At 70.0% G+C, this 16,943-nt stretch carries 13 protein-coding genes; 10 read left to right on the top strand and 3 right to left on the bottom strand.

What is annotated here, in order from left to right; translation table 11 throughout:
• Window positions 1-193: 193 nt before the first annotated feature.
• On the bottom strand, window positions 194-5,149 hold the full coding sequence (locus VFZ70_16720) for a BTAD domain-containing putative transcriptional regulator (GenBank protein ID HEX6257455.1): 4,956 nt from the start codon (window positions 5,147-5,149) through the stop codon (window positions 194-196).
• A gap of 666 nt (window positions 5,150-5,815) precedes the next feature.
• Here VFZ70_16720 and VFZ70_16715 point away from each other — a divergent pair.
• From VFZ70_16715 to VFZ70_16705, 3 genes are all read left to right on the top strand, one after another.
• The gene (locus tag VFZ70_16715; protein ID HEX6257454.1) at window positions 5,816-5,986 is read left to right on the top strand and encodes a hypothetical protein; all 171 of its coding nucleotides are present in this window, start codon (window positions 5,816-5,818) and stop codon (window positions 5,984-5,986) included.
• Between the two features lie 235 nt (window positions 5,987-6,221).
• A complete protein-coding gene (locus VFZ70_16710; GenBank protein ID HEX6257453.1) occupies window positions 6,222-7,022 on the top strand; it encodes an SDR family NAD(P)-dependent oxidoreductase in 801 nt (266 codons plus the stop codon).
• Window positions 7,023-7,859: 837 nt separating this feature from the next.
• On the top strand, window positions 7,860-9,125 hold the full coding sequence (locus tag VFZ70_16705; GenBank protein HEX6257452.1) for a CapA family protein: 1,266 nt from the start codon (window positions 7,860-7,862) through the stop codon (window positions 9,123-9,125).
• 25 nt (window positions 9,126-9,150) lie between these two features.
• On the opposite strand, the gene VFZ70_16700 is transcribed toward VFZ70_16705, so the two are convergent.
• Both VFZ70_16700 and VFZ70_16695 read right to left on the bottom strand, forming a co-directional pair.
• Window positions 9,151-9,672 carry an ATP-binding protein gene (locus VFZ70_16700; protein ID HEX6257451.1) on the bottom strand — a complete coding sequence of 174 codons (522 nt, stop codon included), beginning with the start codon at window positions 9,670-9,672 and terminating at the stop codon, window positions 9,151-9,153.
• A gap of 114 nt (window positions 9,673-9,786) precedes the next feature.
• The gene (locus VFZ70_16695; protein HEX6257450.1) at window positions 9,787-10,611 is read right to left on the bottom strand and encodes an AraC family transcriptional regulator; all 825 of its coding nucleotides are present in this window, start codon (window positions 10,609-10,611) and stop codon (window positions 9,787-9,789) included.
• 112 nt (window positions 10,612-10,723) lie between these two features.
• Between VFZ70_16695 and VFZ70_16690 the strand changes: the two genes are divergently transcribed.
• The 7 genes from VFZ70_16690 (at window position 10,724) to VFZ70_16660 (ending at window position 16,937) form a co-directional block, all read left to right on the top strand.
• Window positions 10,724-11,623, top strand: coding sequence for a phytanoyl-CoA dioxygenase family protein (locus tag VFZ70_16690; GenBank protein HEX6257449.1), 900 nt, complete (start codon window positions 10,724-10,726; stop codon window positions 11,621-11,623).
• A 259-nt stretch (window positions 11,624-11,882) separates the two neighbouring features.
• On the top strand, window positions 11,883-12,317 hold the full coding sequence (locus VFZ70_16685; GenBank protein ID HEX6257448.1) for a DUF6069 family protein: 435 nt from the start codon (window positions 11,883-11,885) through the stop codon (window positions 12,315-12,317).
• A 6-nt stretch (window positions 12,318-12,323) separates the two neighbouring features.
• Window positions 12,324-12,950 carry a PhzF family phenazine biosynthesis protein gene (locus VFZ70_16680; protein HEX6257447.1) on the top strand — a complete coding sequence of 209 codons (627 nt, stop codon included), beginning with the start codon at window positions 12,324-12,326 and terminating at the stop codon, window positions 12,948-12,950.
• Window positions 12,920-13,156, top strand: a complete 237-nt coding sequence (locus VFZ70_16675; protein HEX6257446.1) for a PhzF family phenazine biosynthesis protein — start codon at window positions 12,920-12,922, stop codon at window positions 13,154-13,156. Before VFZ70_16680 ends, VFZ70_16675 begins: the two co-directional genes overlap by 31 nt.
• A 122-nt stretch (window positions 13,157-13,278) precedes the next feature.
• Window positions 13,279-13,650 carry a hypothetical protein gene (locus tag VFZ70_16670; GenBank protein ID HEX6257445.1) on the top strand — a complete coding sequence of 124 codons (372 nt, stop codon included), beginning with the start codon at window positions 13,279-13,281 and terminating at the stop codon, window positions 13,648-13,650.
• Between the two features lie 130 nt (window positions 13,651-13,780).
• The gene (locus VFZ70_16665; GenBank protein HEX6257444.1) at window positions 13,781-14,524 is read left to right on the top strand and encodes a beta-phosphoglucomutase family hydrolase; all 744 of its coding nucleotides are present in this window, start codon (window positions 13,781-13,783) and stop codon (window positions 14,522-14,524) included.
• Between the two features lie 22 nt (window positions 14,525-14,546).
• Window positions 14,547-16,937: a glycosyl hydrolase family 65 protein gene (locus tag VFZ70_16660; protein ID HEX6257443.1), complete on the top strand. Its 2,391-nt coding sequence runs from the start codon at window positions 14,547-14,549 to the stop codon at window positions 16,935-16,937.
• Window positions 16,938-16,943 lie beyond the last annotated feature (6 nt).

The raw sequence follows: 16,943 nt of genomic DNA, 5'->3' as shown, positions 1-16,943 counted from the left end.
CTAGCACGGCGTCGAGCCAGGGCAGCCCCCGCTCAGCCAGCCTCTGTTGTCAGGACACATGACTGGAGAGGTTTCGCTCGACGGTGACCTGCATCTCCGCTGGTGAGCACAGCGTTCGGGGTGGTCGCGCGTTCAAGCCGGCGGCGCGGGTTCGAATCCCGTTGGAAGCACCACACTCGCCGGTGCCTCCTGATCACGTTCCATCTGCCCATTGACTGCAGGTGCGTTCGTACGGCCGGTCGGGCAACACCTCGTTCCACTCGTCCTGCGTGAGATTGCGGCCGGCGACGGCACAGGCGTGCTCGAGCAGCCGGTCGGGGGCGATCCTCCACTCGCGCACCCCGGTGCCCTCAGTGAAGGTCACGACGGTATCGCCGTCATCCTTGGTGCCGACGAGGACGTTGGCGTCAGGCCGCTGGGCGTCGACGTCCAGCCGTACACCCGCACCGGCTGGGTCCCCGAGGCTCCAGATGGAGGCGGTACCTGCGCCGCCGGCTATCAGCAGCTCCGAGTCCGAGCTGAACACGAGTGAGGCGAGCGCGAAGCCGGCCGACGCGTCGAACGTGTTGTGACGCCGCCATGCCCGCGTGTCCCAGACGATGACCTGGCCGCTGTTGGTCGCGCCAGCGAGCCACCGGCCGTCGGGTGAGAAGGTGACTTGAGAGAAGGGCAGACGCTCCCGAAATCTGTCGCCGGGGTCCAGGGTGTGGATGCGCTCGCCGTTGGCCGAGTCGATGATCTCAATGGTGCCGCCCTCAACGCTCAACGCGGCAAGACGACCTCCAGGGTGTGCGCCAATTGCGGCCACGGCGTCGGACGCTTCGAACAGCGCGGCGGACTCGGGGGCACCCGTAGCCAGGTCGTACAGACCGACCTGCTGCTGTCCCACCGCGAGGATGGCCCTGTGATCCCATGTGGTGACCGCATCCCACGCCGTCAGAAAGTCGAGCTCTATCGCATACGGCAGCAGCTCGCCCCGCCGCACATCGAGCGTGTGCACAGTCACGGGAGGGCGCGTCACCGGATCAGGCCGGGGCGGCGGAACATGGATGAGCACGGACCGCCCGAGACGGTCGACGCGGAGGACATCGGGGACGGCGGCGACAGTCACCTGGACCTTTTCGTTCCTGGCGATGTCGACTACGTCGACGCGACCGTCCGCGTATGCCGCGGCCGCCACGGACCCGTCGGCCGCCAGTCCGATCGTGTGCACATCGGCACGGGGCTTCGCGCCGACAGAACTCACAATCCCTTTGGTACCGGTGAGATCCCACGCCACCACAGACCGATCGAACCCGGCTGCGTACATGGTCCCGCTATCGGGGGAGTAGGCCGCCTGCGACAGGTTCCCCCAGTGGCCGCGGAGGACGGACGTCACCTCAAGGGTGCGAGCATCCCAGACGACGACGGTCCGCTCCTGGGTGACTCCCGCGAACGTGGAGCCGTCGGGGGACCACCTGAGGTCGATCAGTCCCTCGGTGAGGACCGTACTCACCGGCGTGCGTGCTCCGTCGTGGGCGAGGTCGACCTGCTCGATCCGGCCGTCCCCGTAACCGATGACCAGTTGCGCGCCGTTTGGGCTGATCGTTGCAGCGGAGATGCCGGGCTCGTCCGTCGACCACATCCGCCGGCCGGACTCGAGCTCCCAGGCTCGTAACTGACCGATGTCGGGGTCAAACGCGACCATGTACCGACGGTCCGCGGTCCAGCGGAGGGTTCCGTACAGCGATCCCTCCATATCAAGGGTGAAGGCCCGCTCCACGGCACCGGTCTCCGCATCGACATGGCGGACGCGACCACCGTCGCCCAACGTCACGATCGTGCGTCCGTCGGCCGCGAACGCGGCTGCGTGGACCTCGCCGCTCCGCAGGTACCACACGGAGGGCGGTGTCTGCTCGAGGTCGACGATCACGACCTGGAAGGTGTAGTCCTTCTCGGCATGGAGCGGAAGCGGGACGCCCACCGCAGCGACGTAGCGGCCGTCGGGACTGAAATCAAGGTTCGTCGCCATGAGGCCGGTGACGTCGCGCACCGATTGGATGGTTTGCCCCGTCCTGGCGTCCCAGACGTACACCGTGCCGTTGATGCCGCTCGCAGCCAGCCTTGTGCCGTCCGGGCTCACCGCAAGCGAGTGCAGCGGTTTGTCCGCGCTGTAGACCGCCGTCGCCTCCGGGCCGCGCTGCACGGTCTGCAGCAGCGCCGCGCGCGACTCCTCCGACCCCTCGAACCGCTGCGCCTGCGCGGCGTACAGCAGCGCCCGGTCCCAGCGGGTCTCGTCCAGCGCCATGGCCTGCAGCGCGCGCACGTCCGCCTCGAACGAGGCTCGGGCAGCATCGTTGCGCTGGTCGACTGCGATCAGACTGGCGACCACGGCGAGCACCAGCACGCTGGCCAGGCCGATCGCCAGACCACGAAGCCGTCTGATCGACCGGCGGCGCCGCAGGGCCCCGGCCTCTGCCGCCCGGTGGCTCGCATGGAGGAAGTCGTGCTCGACCTGGGTCAGGTCGTCGGAGTGGTCCCGCTGCCACTCCAGTGCCGCGGTCAGCCGTGGTCCGCGAGACAGCTCACTCGGATCCCGGCCGCCGGCCAGCCAGTCGCGCGTTGCAGGGGCGAGGTGCCTGCGCAGCCGTCGGCCGGTCATGTCCTCGTTCAGCCATCCCCGCAGCCGCGGCCACTCGCGCAGCAGCGCCTCGTGCGCGACCTCAGCGTGCGTCTCCGAGACTGTCAGCAACCGTCGTGCTGCCAGCGTGTCGAGCACTGCGCGGCCGTTGGCATCGCCGTCCGGTGCGACTTCCGCGATCGGCACGCGACGTCGAACCGGTTCGCCGGCCTCGTCGGTTTCAGCCAGACGCAGCAGCGTCCGCCGCGCGACCGACCGCTGGTCGGGTGTGAGCTGTCCGTAGGCGGCCTCGGCCAGGCGTGCAACGGCAGTGCGCACGCCACCCATGGCGTGGTAGGCAGCGAGCGACATCCTGCGACCGTCACGCTGCTCCCACAGCGACAGCAGGGCGGTGGACATCAGCGGCAGTCCGCCTGGTTCGCCGGCCACGTCGCTCGCGATGGTCTCGGCCAGGCCTTCCTCGAGGTCCAGACCCGCCGCGCCGGCGGGTAGCAGGATCGCCTCCAGCAGTTCGTCGCGTGCCATGTGACCGACGAGCACCGTGTTGGCGGTCAGAAACTCGGAGACACCAGGAAGGGCGGCGACCTGCGGGTAGTAATCCGACCGCACCACGACGACGGCGGTCACGTCTGTCCGGGCCGCCGCGCTGGCGAGCCACGCTGCGTAGTTCTTCTGCTGGGAGGGCGATTGCGCGGTGAACAGCTCCTCGAACTGATCCGCGACAAGCAGCGTTCGCGTGTCGTCGCGGTCTGGCAGCGCAGGCGGCGGCTGCGTCGGCGAGGTCACGACCGTGCGCCAGCGGTCGCTCCCAGGCAGCGTGCCGGTGCGGATCGCGGCGACAAGCCCCGCGCGAACGACAGACGACTTGCCGCTGCCGGACGCACCGACCACCGCAAGGAGGTGGGCATCCACCAGGCGGGCAACGAGCTGAGCGACGAGACGTTCGCGGCCGAAGAAGTACGACGTGTCCTCGACGTCGAAGAACGCGAGCCCCTTGTACGGGCACACCACCCGCGGCGGCTGAGCGGGTGCGAGTGCATCCCGCAGTACACGGATGCGCTGCAGGTCGAGCACTCCCTCGGTGACGCGTGCGCGCGACTCCGAGAGGCGGCGTCGCGGTTCGGAGATGCCCGCAGCCGCCTCCTCGACCTGTGCGGTCGCCAGCCGCTCGCCGTACCGGCTGGCGGCCGCGTGCACCTGCAAGGGAATGCCCGACGTCTCGGCCACGGCCGCGACACCGTCCTCGACGGCATCGGTCGGGACATACAAAGCGACGATCTCAGCGACCGCTGGTGGCCGAAGTGGTGGAACCTCGAGACGATCGAGGAACACCCTCGACACCGCCGGCGGCGGCTGCGCGCCGGGGCGGTCCGTGACGCAGGCGCCAACGACCAGCAGCGGCGGCTGGGCAGCGACGACGAACGTTGCGAGTGCGGCCAGCTCCGCTGCCTGCGCCCGCTGCAGATCGTCGAGCAGGACGACGACCGGTCCACTGTCCGGACGCGGCGCTGCGCCGCTCGTGCCGTAGAGGACCAGCGCGCCCCGTGCCTGTGCTTCCCGCGCCAGCTCCGCCAGAAGGCGGGTCTTGCCGATGCCGTGCGGGCCGCTGAGCAGCACGCGTTGCACCGACCCTGTCGCCGCTCGGTCGTAGGCGTCCCTCAACCGGTCGAGCTCACGCTCGCGGCCGACGAGAAGCGGCCCGGCGATTGTGAGCGCTGGTGGGAGCGCAGCCAGTGCCGGGTCGCGGACCAGCAGCTGCTCGTCCTGTGCGAGCACCAACGCCTCGACCGCGCGAAGCTCCCTTCCCGGCTCGATGCCCAGCTCGTCGATCAGCGACGTCCGTGCTCGCTGGAAGGCGGCCAGCGCGTCCGCTTGACGCCCCGACCGGTAGAGCGCGGTCATCAGTTGCGCCCAGAGCCGTTCCCGCCAGGGATGGCGGCTGACGAGGGTTTCGAGCTCTCCGACGAGTTCCGGCCCGGCACCGAGCGCGAGGTCGGCCGCGATCCGGTCCTCGAGCGCAGCCAGCCGCAGCTCCTCCAGCGACGCTCGTTCGGCGACGGCGAACGGTGCATCGAACTCGGCGTACGCCTCGCCCCGCCACAACCCCAGCGCATCCCGCAACCCGGCCGCCGCAGCGCCGGGGCGTCCGGCCACGAGATCGCGTCGACCGTCGGCGGCCAGGATGCGGAACCGCTCCGCGTCCACCTGGTCGGAATCGACCGCGGCAACATACCCGGGACTACGGGTGAGGACGACCGACGCGTCGTCGCCCTTCCGAAGGGCGCGACGCAATCGGGAGACGTACGACTGCACTGTCTTCTCGGCGTGATCGGGCGCTTCATCACCCCAGATCCCCGACACGATCGCCGACACAGGGACCACCCGACCGGGCGCGGTCAGGAGCAGTGCCAGGAGCGCTCGTTCCCTCGGGCCGGGCAACTGGAGCACACCGGCGCCCCGCCGGATCTCGAGCGGCCCGAGCACGCAGAACGCGAGCGTGCCATCGACAGTCGCGCCCCGGGTCCTCATCGAACTGCTGCTATGGCCATCCGAGCCTCTCGCTGATCAGCGAAAGATGCGCCGAGACACCTCACAACCAGGCGGGACGGAGCGTACATCCAGCTGATCGCCCTGTCTCGTCCCACAGCGCTGCCGCTGCCATCGAATCGTCACCGAACTGCCAGCAGGTTGCCAGTGCTTCGACCCACGTTCAGTCCACCGCGGTTGCGGATCACGAACAGCGACCGCAGTCGGTGCAGCCACGCACGTGGCATCGACCAGAGACACGCCAAGGAGGCGCTCATGTCCCGCACCACGCCACTCGTACGTCTCTCGCGGACGGCCGCGGGAGCGGCACTGCTCGTCTGCCTGACCACGGCGCCGGCCGCGGCCCGACCCGACCCGGGCGAATCCGCGACCGTGCAATCACCTGTCACTGCGCAGAACTGCCCCCTCAGGCGCGTCGGAACCCAACTTGTGCGCTGCGACTACCTCACGGGTGGTGGGTTCACGGCGCCCCTTTCAGTCCCCGAGCTCTGACTGACCTGATCAGGGCCGCCCAGTCGGCGGTGAAGCGCGCGACCTTCAATCACACCGCCGACGGCGGCCGGTGCGGCGGCTGGCAGGTCGCCCCGGTCGTCGACCGGCGAGCGGGGCTGCCGGACGTACACTTCCAGCCCCACAGCGGAGGCACCTGTGCGAGGTTCACGAGAGACGCAGATCGCCGTCGTGCTCGTGCTGGTCGGCGTTGTGCTCGCCGGGGTTGCGCTCACCACCGATGTCGCCGACTGGGTGATCGTCGCCGTGTTCATCGTGGCCGCGGTCGTGACGACCGTCGCATGGCCCGGCAGGCGCTCGGACGACTGACGGAGGCGTCCGGGTCCGGAATGAGTGAACCCGCCGACCGATAGTCAGTCGCGCGGGCCCAGTGCCGGGAAGATACCCAATCCTGCGTCATGGGCGACCTGGCCGAATGGACACCGGACGTACCGATAGGCTCGCGCCCACCCGAATGGCTGGAGCGGTCAGGCCCATCGGCTCTGGCGTGTCCTCTGCGCGCTCCGCACGATCGGTTGGTGGGCCGATCGACGAGGAGGTTGGCATGGCTGACTGGGGACCGTTCAGTTTGACCGGCAAGGTTGCCGCGATCACGGGTGGCGCGATGGGGATCGGGCTCGGCTGCGCGACGTGGATGAGCCGAGCCGGGGCCAGCGTGCTCATCGCCGATCTCGACGGCGATGCCGCGATGCGCGCAGTCGATCGTCTCACGCAGGAGGGAGGGCAGGCCGGCGCCATCACCCTCGACGTCACGGACGCCGATGCGGGTGCCCAACTCGTCGATGCGTGCGTCGAACACTTCGGTGCCATCGACGCGCTGGTCAACAACGCCGGCATCTACCCGCAGGTGCCGATGCTCGACATGGAACCGGATCTGTTCGACCGCGTGTACGCGATCAACCTCAAGGCGCTCGCGTTCTGCTCGAAGGCGGCCGCAGCGTGGATGGCCGACAATGCGCGCCCCGGCGCGATCGTGAACATCGCCTCGGTCGACGGCCTGCACCCGTCGATGGTGGGCCTGGCCGCGTACGACGCGTCCAAGGGCGGTGTGATCATGTTCACCAGGAACTTCGCGCTGGAGATGGCGCCGAAGGGGGTCCGCGTGAACGCCATCGCTCCGGGTGGCATCGACACGCCGGGCACGAAGGGGCCATTGGAGGGCAGCGGGATGACGCCCGAGGAGATGGAGGCCATGCGGCAGGGCTTCCTTGACACCAAGGTGCCGATGAAGCGCTTCGGCCAGCCCGACGACATCGGCAAGGTCGCGGCGTTCCTGGCCTCGGACGCGGCTGGATACATGACCGGCGAGACGGTCGTCGTCGACGGGGGCATGCTGCTCGCCTGAACGACGTCCGCTCGGCATCCCGTCCCTGCGCGGTGGGTTGCCGTGCACGGCCGCGACGCCGCAGCCGCCCGCTCAGCAGGTCCTGCGGTACGGACGGTCGCCGAACGTGTCGCGCAACTCGGCCTGTGTGAGGTTGCGGGCGGCGACGTCGCAGGCGAAGTCGTCCAGCCCGCGACGCGGGTGCCGTCGGGGGCTGTAGACGACGTCCCGGGACGACCTCCTCTCCCGGAGGGAAGCCGCCGAGGCGTCACACGGCTCACCGGCCGAACCTGACCGGAGGCCGCGATCACCAGCCAGAGAGGAACGATCATCACCGCGACCACCATCGCCGGCCCCGCCCGCACTATCGCCCCGTCGCCGCGGGCCACTGCGGGCACGTGGGCCGGTGGGCCATGTCGGCCGGTGGTGGGTCTGCCACTCCTCGGGCGTGAGGTTGCGACCGGCCGTCGCACAGGCGGCGCGCTCCCACTCGCGCGGTCCCAGATGGGCACCTCGGTGCTGGTCGTGGTGACGATCCGCCCGCTGCGGTCGAAGCGGAAGTCGGCCACGCCGGGGTGGCCGACGAGCGGTACGTCAATGCGCTCGAGCGTCCAGGGATCGCGCGCGTCGCCCGACCGCTCTCGGCGGCGGTGTACAGCACGCCGCCGGGAAAGGGATCAGGCGGCGACCCAGCGGTCGGCGGCAGGGGCATCGTCGACGTCCGCGCTGCCGTGCGAGTTGCTGCGATGCCGCTAAGATGCCGACCTCGTACGTACGTGTCCGGATGACGGCGACCGACACCGCTCGGGTGGTGGTCGACGTCAGCGGGCCGGCACCGTCTGAGCGGAGCACCGCAGCATGAGCGCAGCAGTCCGGGGCAGGCGCGCCGGATGGCTCGTCGCGATCGGCGACGAGTCCGGGGCGTTGACGGTCCGGGGGCGCTGGGTGGTGCTGCTGGGCGCGGTGGCGCTGGCGATCCTGCTGGTGCCTCCCGCCTGGTCGGCTCTCGTGACGGCGATGGAGGAGGTCGCCGGCACCGCCGAGCCAGCCGACGGGCCTGTCGTCGACGTGGAGTCAGCGACCGACGGCGCGGACGAGCCGGCGCCCGACGACGCCGACGCGGCGCCGTCGCAGGGCGATGAGGCCGCGGCCAGCCCGACCTCCTCGCCAGAGCCGAGCGCGCTTGTGACCGTGGCGTTCGGCGGTGACGTCCACTTCGAGTCGTTTCTGCGGGACGCGGTGCAGTCCGACCCCGCGGGGGCGCTGGCGCCGGTCGGCGATCTGTTCGCCAACGCCGACATCGCCATGGTCAACCTGGAGACGGCCGTCACCGCGCGGGGAGCGCCGTCACCCAAGCAGTTCAACTTCCGCGCCCCACAGGCGGGGCTCACCGCCCTGCGCGAGGCCGGCGTCGACATCGTCTCGGTGGCCAACAACCACGGCATGGACTACGGCGATCGGGGGCTGCGCGACACGCTGGTGGCGGCCCGACGTGCCGATCTCGCGCTGGTCGGCGCGGGGCGGACGGCCAAACAGGCGTACCGCCCGCACTGGGTGACGGTCAATGGTCGGCGCATCGCGTTCCTCGGCGCGACACAGGTCCTCGACTCGTTCGCGATCGAGGCGTGGACGGCGCGCAATGACCGCGCAGGGCTCGCGTCGGCAAAGGAGGAGTACGAGGGACTGTCACGGTTGCTGGCGGCCGTCGAACGTGCCGACCGCGAAGGCGACACCGTGGTGGTCATGCTCCACTGGGGCGAGGAGGGCGCCTCGTGTCCGCTCCCGCGTCAGCAGGAACTCGCGGCCCAGCTGACCGACGCCGGTGCCGACATCGTCGTCGGCGGCCACGCCCACCGTCTGCAGGCCGGTGGGTTCCTGGGTGATGCGGTCGTCCACTACGGGCTCGGCAACTTCGTTTTCTACACCTCGGGCGGGCCCGGTGCGGACAGCGGGGTCTTCGCGGTCACCATCGCTCCTGACGGTGCGATGCGCACCAACTGGAAGCCGGCGGTCCTCCAGGGCGGTGTCGCGACCGGTCTGTCCGGTGATGCCGCCAAGGCGGGCCGTGCCTCCTGGCGGAGCCTGCGGTCCTGCACCGACCTCAGCGGCAGACCGGCGGGCTGACGGTCGGGCGGACCCGCCGCCTCTGCTAGGCGATCAGCGCGCGCCGCAGCCAGCGGACCGCCAGGAGCCACGCGAGGGCGGCGAAGGCGAGTGCCGCCGCACGCATCAGCGTCACGAGATGGGTCATGGGATTGACCAGTGACGGCCACCGCAGCCAGGCAGACGCCAACGTGATCACGTCCAGCGTCGCCTCGTCGGCCCACTGCGTGTCCTCGATGACCAGCACGGCCGTACGTCCCGGCGGCGACAGCAGGTCGAGCAGCGCGTCCATCACGCGACGGCGTTCGCCGTCCGCCAACGTCGCGGCGACGTCGGGTCGGTCGCGCGCGACGTCCCAGATCGGTCCCAGCGGCTGGGGCGTCCCGAGGTCGTCGCAGGCACCGACGTACACATCGGATCGACGTGCCGCGTCGCGTAGGAAGCGGGACACGAGCGTGGTCTTTCCGATGCCGGCCTCGCCCCGCACCAGCACCATGCGGCCGCCGCCGTCGTCGATCCCGTCCAGCAGTGCGCGCAGACGTGCGAGCGGGGCGTCACGCTCCAGCATCGGACGATCGATCGGTTGTCGCACCCATCCGCACTCGACGATATCGAATGTGACGTGCCGACGGCACCGGGTTCACCGGTCGGGACCTCGGAGGAGCTGCCCGGCGCGCCGGCACTAGTTCCATATGGCGTAGGCCAACCGGCGTACGCCGGCGTGGTCGAGCACGGACGTGGTCGGCTCGGCGCTTCGGTACACCGTCGGAGCAATGCCGTGCAGCCGGCGGAACCGGTGGGAGAAGTGGTACAGATCCGCAAAGCCGCACTGACGCGCGATCGCGGTGATCGTCATGTTCGTCCGAGCGAGCATCGCCTCGGCCCGTGAACACCGCAGGCGTTCCAGCGCGGACGCGGGGCTGATCCCGAGCTCGGCGCGGAAGTGGCGGCTCAGATGGCTGCGCGACACGCATGCTGCGGCGGCCACCTCGTCGACGGTCACGCGGCGCAGGGGCGGCTGCGCCCACGTGTCCCGGAGGTGCCCGATCACCGATCGCAGGACGGGCGAGAGGGCGCCGGGCGCTGTGGCACCAGGCAGCGGTCCGATCGTCACGAGCTGCACCATCACCCGCAGCGCCGCGCGCACGGCCGTCTGCCAACCCGCCGGGCGTTCGTGACCGAGCCACAGCAGGTAAGTGCACAGGCGCGCCAACGGATCATGTGCCGTCGGCGTCCGGACGACGGCGACGTCGGGCACGTCCACCGCGACGTCGGTCGGCGCGAAGTGGACATAGCCGTGACGGCACGGACCCTGCTCGTCCCACAGCAGCACATGGCGGATATCCGGCGGCACGAGCAGGAGCCGTCCGGGCACGAGCAGGACGCGTTCGTGACCCGCGACGTACGTCGCGCGCCCGCGCAGCATCCACACGAACTCGCAGTCGTCGATCACGCGTGGACCCGTGCGCGCCGCAGCGGGATAGTCAGCTACGGCGGGACCGAGCATCGCAACCCCCGGTCGTGTTCACATCCGGACAAGCACCGACGCCGTCAGAGCATTCCACGCACGGACCGTCGGGGCGAGGCTGAACGCCACCTGCCCGCGTAGGAGGCACGTCATGGCCCGGAGCGTCAAGGCACCCGTCATCATTGACCCACGGCTCAACACCACCGTCATCGCCTACGACGATGTCGGCTACGTGGTCATCCCCAACGCTCTGGACAGTGCACGGCTGCTACGCACCCGTGAGGAGTCCGTCGCGTTGTGCCGCGGCGACCGGGGAGCCATCGACGGTGTGACCTCCGCGTCGCCGGCGGATGGCGACGACGTTGTGCTGCGGCGCTATCTGTGCATCCACTTCCCGCACAAGATCTCGCCGCTGCTGCGGGATGTCGCGCGGGTGCCCGCCGTGATCACGGCGTTGACCGACATCATCGGCCCGAACGTGAAGCTGATGCAGTCGATGCTGTTCATCAAGTCGGAGGGCAGGCCGGGCCAGGCCTGGCATCAGGACGAGACGCACATCCCGACGCGGGACCGGTCACTGACGGCGTGCTGGATCGCGCTCGACGATGCGACCACGGCAAACGGCTGCCTGTGGGTCATACCCGGCTCGCATCGCGCAGGCGTCCTCTATCCGGATCGGGACCAGCACGATCCGCGTTTCGACTGCACCCGTGAGGCGTACGGGTTCGGGTACCGGGATGATGACGCGGTACCGGTCGAACTCCCCGCGGGCGCGGCACTGCTGTTCGACGGCCACCTGCTGCACCGCTCCCTGCCGAACGACGGGCCACCGGGCACGCGGCGGGCGCTCGTCAACCATTACATGAGCGCGGAGTCGCTGCTGCCGTGGCGTCATCCCGCCGCTGACGAGCCGATGGGTACGGCCGACCACCGTGACATCCTGCTCGTGGCCGGCCGGGATCCGTACGCGTTCAAGGGGACGGTCGACATCATGCGACCGCACATCCGGACCGACGGCCACGGCGGCTGCGCGCCCATGACGGACCGGTGACGGCCGACGCGCCATTTGGGCCGTGACGCCGATCGCGCACAGGGGATCACGATCCACACCACGGGACGCCGAACCCGACGGGGATGTGACCCAGCAGGACGCCGGCACCGGCGAACAGGAACGCGTACGGCAGCTGGGTCCGCGTGCGCTCGATCACCTCGCACCCCGACGACAGCGTCCCGCGGGTAGCCTGCAGACGACCCTCCGCTGCATGCGCGCGGCGGGTGACGCGATGGGACCGGGTGGTCAAGAGGAGGACATGGTGGCGACGTTGGACCCGCACCGGTTGTGGCGGCTCGGCGGCGTCGCGGCGCTGGTCGCCGCGGTCGTCAACGTCGCTGTCCTGTTGGCCGGTCGCGCGCTGGGCGTCAGCTTCGACATCCCGACCGCACCATCACCGATCGGCCCGGTGCAGGTCGTGATCAGCACGATCGGCCCGTTCGCGGTGGGCCTGGGTGCCACGGCCGTGGTCGCCTCGCAGAACCCGGCCCGGTTGCGCACCATGCAGGTCGTGGCAGTGATGGTCACCGCGCTGTCGCTCGCGTCACCGCTGCTGCTGGCCAGCGACCCGGCCAGCCGCGTGGCGCTGTCGGCGATGCACGTCGTGGCGTGCGGCGCCTTCGTGGCGACGCTGCGACGTGTCGATCCGCAGCGGGCTGGACGCGCGGTCCGGTCACGTGAGCGAACCGCCTGACGCCTCGTGCGACGCCCGTTCCGGCAGGTCGACGTCTTCACGACCGAAGTGCATCTCGGTAACCCGGTTGCTGTCGTGCTCGATGCCGAAGGATTGACGACCGCGGCCATGCAGCGATTGGCCGCGTGGACCAACCTCTCGGAGACCACGTTCGTGCTGCCACCGACGCGTCCGGACGCCGACTACCGCGTGCGGATCTTCACACCCGCGGCCGAACTGCCCTTCGCCGGACATCCCACGCTCGGCACGTGCCACGCGTGGCTGGCCGAGGGCGGATCGCCCGCACGCGCGGGTGCGGTCGTGCAGGAGTGTGGCGCGGGCCTCGTGTCCATCCGACGTGGGGCGTCCCGGCTCGCGTTCGCTGCGCCACCCCTGCTGCGGTCGGGTGCCGTCGACGACACGCTGGTCGATGAACTGGCGAGGGCCCTGCGCATCGACCGCCGCGACGTGATCGAGGCCCAATGGGTCGACAACGGGCCGGGATGGGTCGCACTCCTGCTGCCGGACGCCGACGCGCGGTGCTCGGTGTGCGTCCCGGCACCATCCGACACGACGTGGGTGTCATCGGGCCCTACCCGGACGCGTCGTCCGCGGCGTTCGAGGTGCGCGCGTTCTTCCCCGTCGACGGCGTGACCCGCGAGGACCCCGTCACCGGCAGCCTGAACGCCTCGCTCGCGCAGTGGCTGATCGCGTCGGGACGCGCCGTCGCGCCCTACGTCGCCAGTCAGGGCACGGTCCTCGGCCGGTCGGGGCGGGTGCACATCGACCAGAGCGACGACGGCACGATCTGGGCGGGCGGTGGCACCGTCGACGTCGTGGTCGGCACGATCGAGACATGACGGGGGTGTCGACGGCCTGACCCGGGCGTTGTGCGGGCGTGCGGTCTCGAAGACAATGCCAGGGAGGTCGGCCAGGCAGGAGCAGTGATGCGTGCCCGACGGAACCCGAGAGGGAACCACCGATGACCGGCGAACGACCCGCTGTGGCGCCGTTCGACCCGCTGGCCGTGGCACGGTGGGGATGGCGGATGGCCGAGGAGCTCAGTCAGCTGCCCGAGGCGATCGCTCAGTGGCGTCAGGGGGTTGCGCTGTTCCTCGCAGTCGCGCGTCGGCTCGAGGCCGCGACCGGAAGTGCCGAGGAACTGCTCGCCCAGATCGAGGCGTCGGGACTGACCGATCAGCTGGCGAAGCTACAGGCGCTCAGCTTCGAGGTCGGACGTCAGACCGCGGTTGGCGGTACGGCCGTCGGCGAGCAGGTGCTCGACGAGGCACGGCGCAACATCGAGGCGTTCACCCGGCTGTTCGCGCCACCGCCGCCGACTGACGACTCGTGAGCCCGTCGGAACGTCCGTTGTCGTGTGCGTGTTCCGGGCCCTCGTCCCGCGGTTACAGTACCGGCGAGGTAGACGATCGACGTCGGTGCCGACCCGCGCGGGGAGGGACCGGGCAGACAGGCGAGGCATCATGACCGCCCAACTCTCCGCCGACCGCTTCGACGCCGTGCTGTTCGATCTCGATGGTGTGATCACCGACACGGCGGCCGTGCACGCGCGGGCGTGGAAGACGATGTTCGACGAGTACCTGCGCCAGCGAGGGGAGCGCGAGGGCGGTCACGTCATCGAGTTCACCATCGACGGTGATTACAAGACCTATGTGGACGGCAAGCCGCGCTACGACGGCGTGCGCAGCTTCCTGACCTCCCGCGGCATCGACCTGCCGGAGGGGGATCGCTCCGATCCGCCGGACCGCGAGACCGTCTGCGGACTGGGCAACCGCAAGAACGAGCTGGTCAACCGGCTGCTCGACGAGGAGGGCGTCGTCGTCTACGACGGCTCGGTGCGGCTGATGCACCACCTGCGCGACGAAGGCGTGCGCCTGGCCGTGGTGTCGTCGAGCCGCAACTGCGTGTCGGTGCTGACCAGCGCGGGTCTGCTCGACCTGTTCGACGCGCGCGTCGACGGGGTCGTGGCGGCGCAGCGGGGCCTGCCGGGCAAGCCCGCACCGGACACGTTCCTGGCGGCGGCGTCGGACCTGGCGACGCCACCTGAGCGCGCGGTGGTCGTCGAGGACGCCATCTCCGGCGTCCAGGCCGGGCGCGCCGGCGCGTTCGGTCTGGTCGTCGGCGTCGACCGCGACGACGAGCGCGAGGCCCTGCGGGCCAACGGCGCGGACATCGTCGTGAACGACCTGGCCGAGCTGTTGCCGTGACCGGCCCCCGGGGAGTTGCGACATGACGATGCTGCCGGACGACGAGGTCCTCGCCGTACCGGCGCGGATGCGCCGACGAGCCTTCAAGTTCCTCCCCGACGACCAGTACCCGGTCGACGAGTGGAAGCTGATCGAGAAGCGCTTCAACCGCCGCTACCTGGCCCGGGTCGAGACCCTGTTCTCGCTGTCGAACGGGTACATGGGCATGCGTGGTACGCACGACGAAGGACGCCCCGTCGTCGAACGCGGCACCTACATCAACGGGTTCCACGAGGTCTGGCCCATCCAGCACGCCGAGGACGCGTTCGGATTCGCCACGACCGGGCAGACGATCCTGAACGTTCCCGACGCGCGGACCTTCCACCTGTACGTCGATGACGAGCCGCTGTACCTGGCGACCGCCGACCTACGGTCCTACGAGCGCTCGCTCGACATGCGCCGCGGCACGGTGACGCGCGAGCTGGAGTGGCTCACTCCCGCCGGCAAGCGCATCCGCGTGTGCTCGGAGCGGCTGGTGTCCTTCGAGCACCGGCACCTGATGGTGGTCACGTACGAGATCACGGTGCTCGACAACAGTGCGCCGGTCGTGATCTCGTCGCACATCCGCAACCAGCAGGAAGAGCGGGACCGCGGCGGCGACCCTCGCAAGGCCCGTGGCTTCGGTCACCGCGTGCTCGTTCCGCAAGGCCACGAGGCCGAGCAAACCCGCTCGGTGCTCCGCTACAAGGTCGCCGACAGCGGCATGACGTTGGCGTGTGCCATCGACCACGTGATCGAGACCGACAACGAGCACACCTACCACAGCGAGGCCGACGAGGATCTCGGCAAGCTGGTCGTCGTCGTCGACGCCGAGCCGGGTCAAACGATCCGCATCCACAAGTTCGGCACCTACCACACGTCGCGCAGCACGCCGACGCGTCAGCTCGCCGACCGCTGCCACCGCACGCTCGACCGTGCGGTGCGCGACGGCTTCGACGACCTGCTGGCCGCCCAGCGCTCGTACCTCGACGACTTCTGGGAGCGCAGCGACGTCGTCGTGCGTGGCAACCCCGCCGTGCAGCAGGCCATGCGGTGGAACCTGTTCCAGCTGATCCAGGCGGCGGGGCGCGCCGAAGGGACCGGCATCCCGGCCAAGGGGCTGACCGGATCTGCCTACGAGGGGCACTACTTCTGGGACACCGAGATCTACGTCCTGCCGTTCCTGACGTACACGGCTCCGCGCATCGCGCGCAACCTGCTGCGTTTCCGGCACTCGCTGCTCGACGATGCGCGCCAACGGGCTCGTGAGGTCAGCCAGCGCGGCGGGCTGTTCCCGTGGCGCACCATCAACGGCGAGGAGGCATCGGCGTACTACGAGGCCGGCACCGCGCAGTACCACATCAACGCCGACATCGTGTACGCGCTGCGCCGGTACGTGGAGGCGACCGACGACACCGAGCTGCTGCACACACTCGGTGCCGAGATCCTCGTCGAGACCGCGCGGCTCTGGGCGGACCTCGGCTTCCACCGTGACGACGGCAACGGCACCTTCCACATCTACGGCGTCACAGGCCCCGACGAGTACACGACACTGGTCAACGACAACACCTACACCAACCTGATGGCGCGGCTGAACCTGCGCTTCGCCGCGGACGTGGTGTCGGAGATCCGCAGGGGAGACGCCGACCGCTACGCCCTGCTGCACCGTGACACCGGCGCGACGGTGGAGGAGATCGCGGAGTGGCGCAACGCGGCGGAGTCGATGTTCATCCCGTACGACACCGAACGCGGCATCCACCCGCAGGACACGAACTTCCTCGACAAGGAGGTCTGGGACTTCGCCGCGACGCCGCGCGACAAGTACCCGCTGCTGCTGCACTTCCACCCGCTGGTGATCTACCGCTTCCAGGTCATCAAGCAGGCCGACATCGTGCTCGCCATGTTCCTGCTCGACCACGAGTTCTCCCGCGAGCAGAAGCGCCGCAACTTCGACTACTACGACCCGTTGACGACTGGTGACTCGTCGTTGTCACCGTGCATCCAGAGCATCATCGCCGCCGATCTCGGCTATGAGGACAAGGCGGTCGAGTACTTCCGCAACGCGGCGCTCATGGACCTGGCCGACGTCGCCGGCAACACCGCGGACGGGGTCCACGTGGCCTCGGCCGGCGGTGTGTGGATGGCCGCCGTGTACGGGTTCGGGGGGCTGCGCGACTCGGATGGCACCTTGGCGTTCGAACCACGCCTGCCACAGACGTGGGACGGGCTGCACTTCCCCCTCCAGTGGCGCGGCCAGCGCATCGACGTCGACGTGCGCCACAACGAGGTCGTCTACGAACTGGCCGACGGAGACCCGCTGACGATCACCCACCAGGGCGAGCAGGTCGAGCTCAAGGTGGGCGAGGCGGTCAGCTGCGCGGTGGAGCGCTCGTGACGACGA

The organism is Euzebyales bacterium (assembly GCA_036374135.1).
Lineage (GTDB): Bacteria > Actinomycetota > Nitriliruptoria > Euzebyales > JAHELV01 > JAHELV01.
Note: the sequence above shows the minus strand (reverse complement) of the source record. Positions and strands in the feature narration are given on the sequence as shown.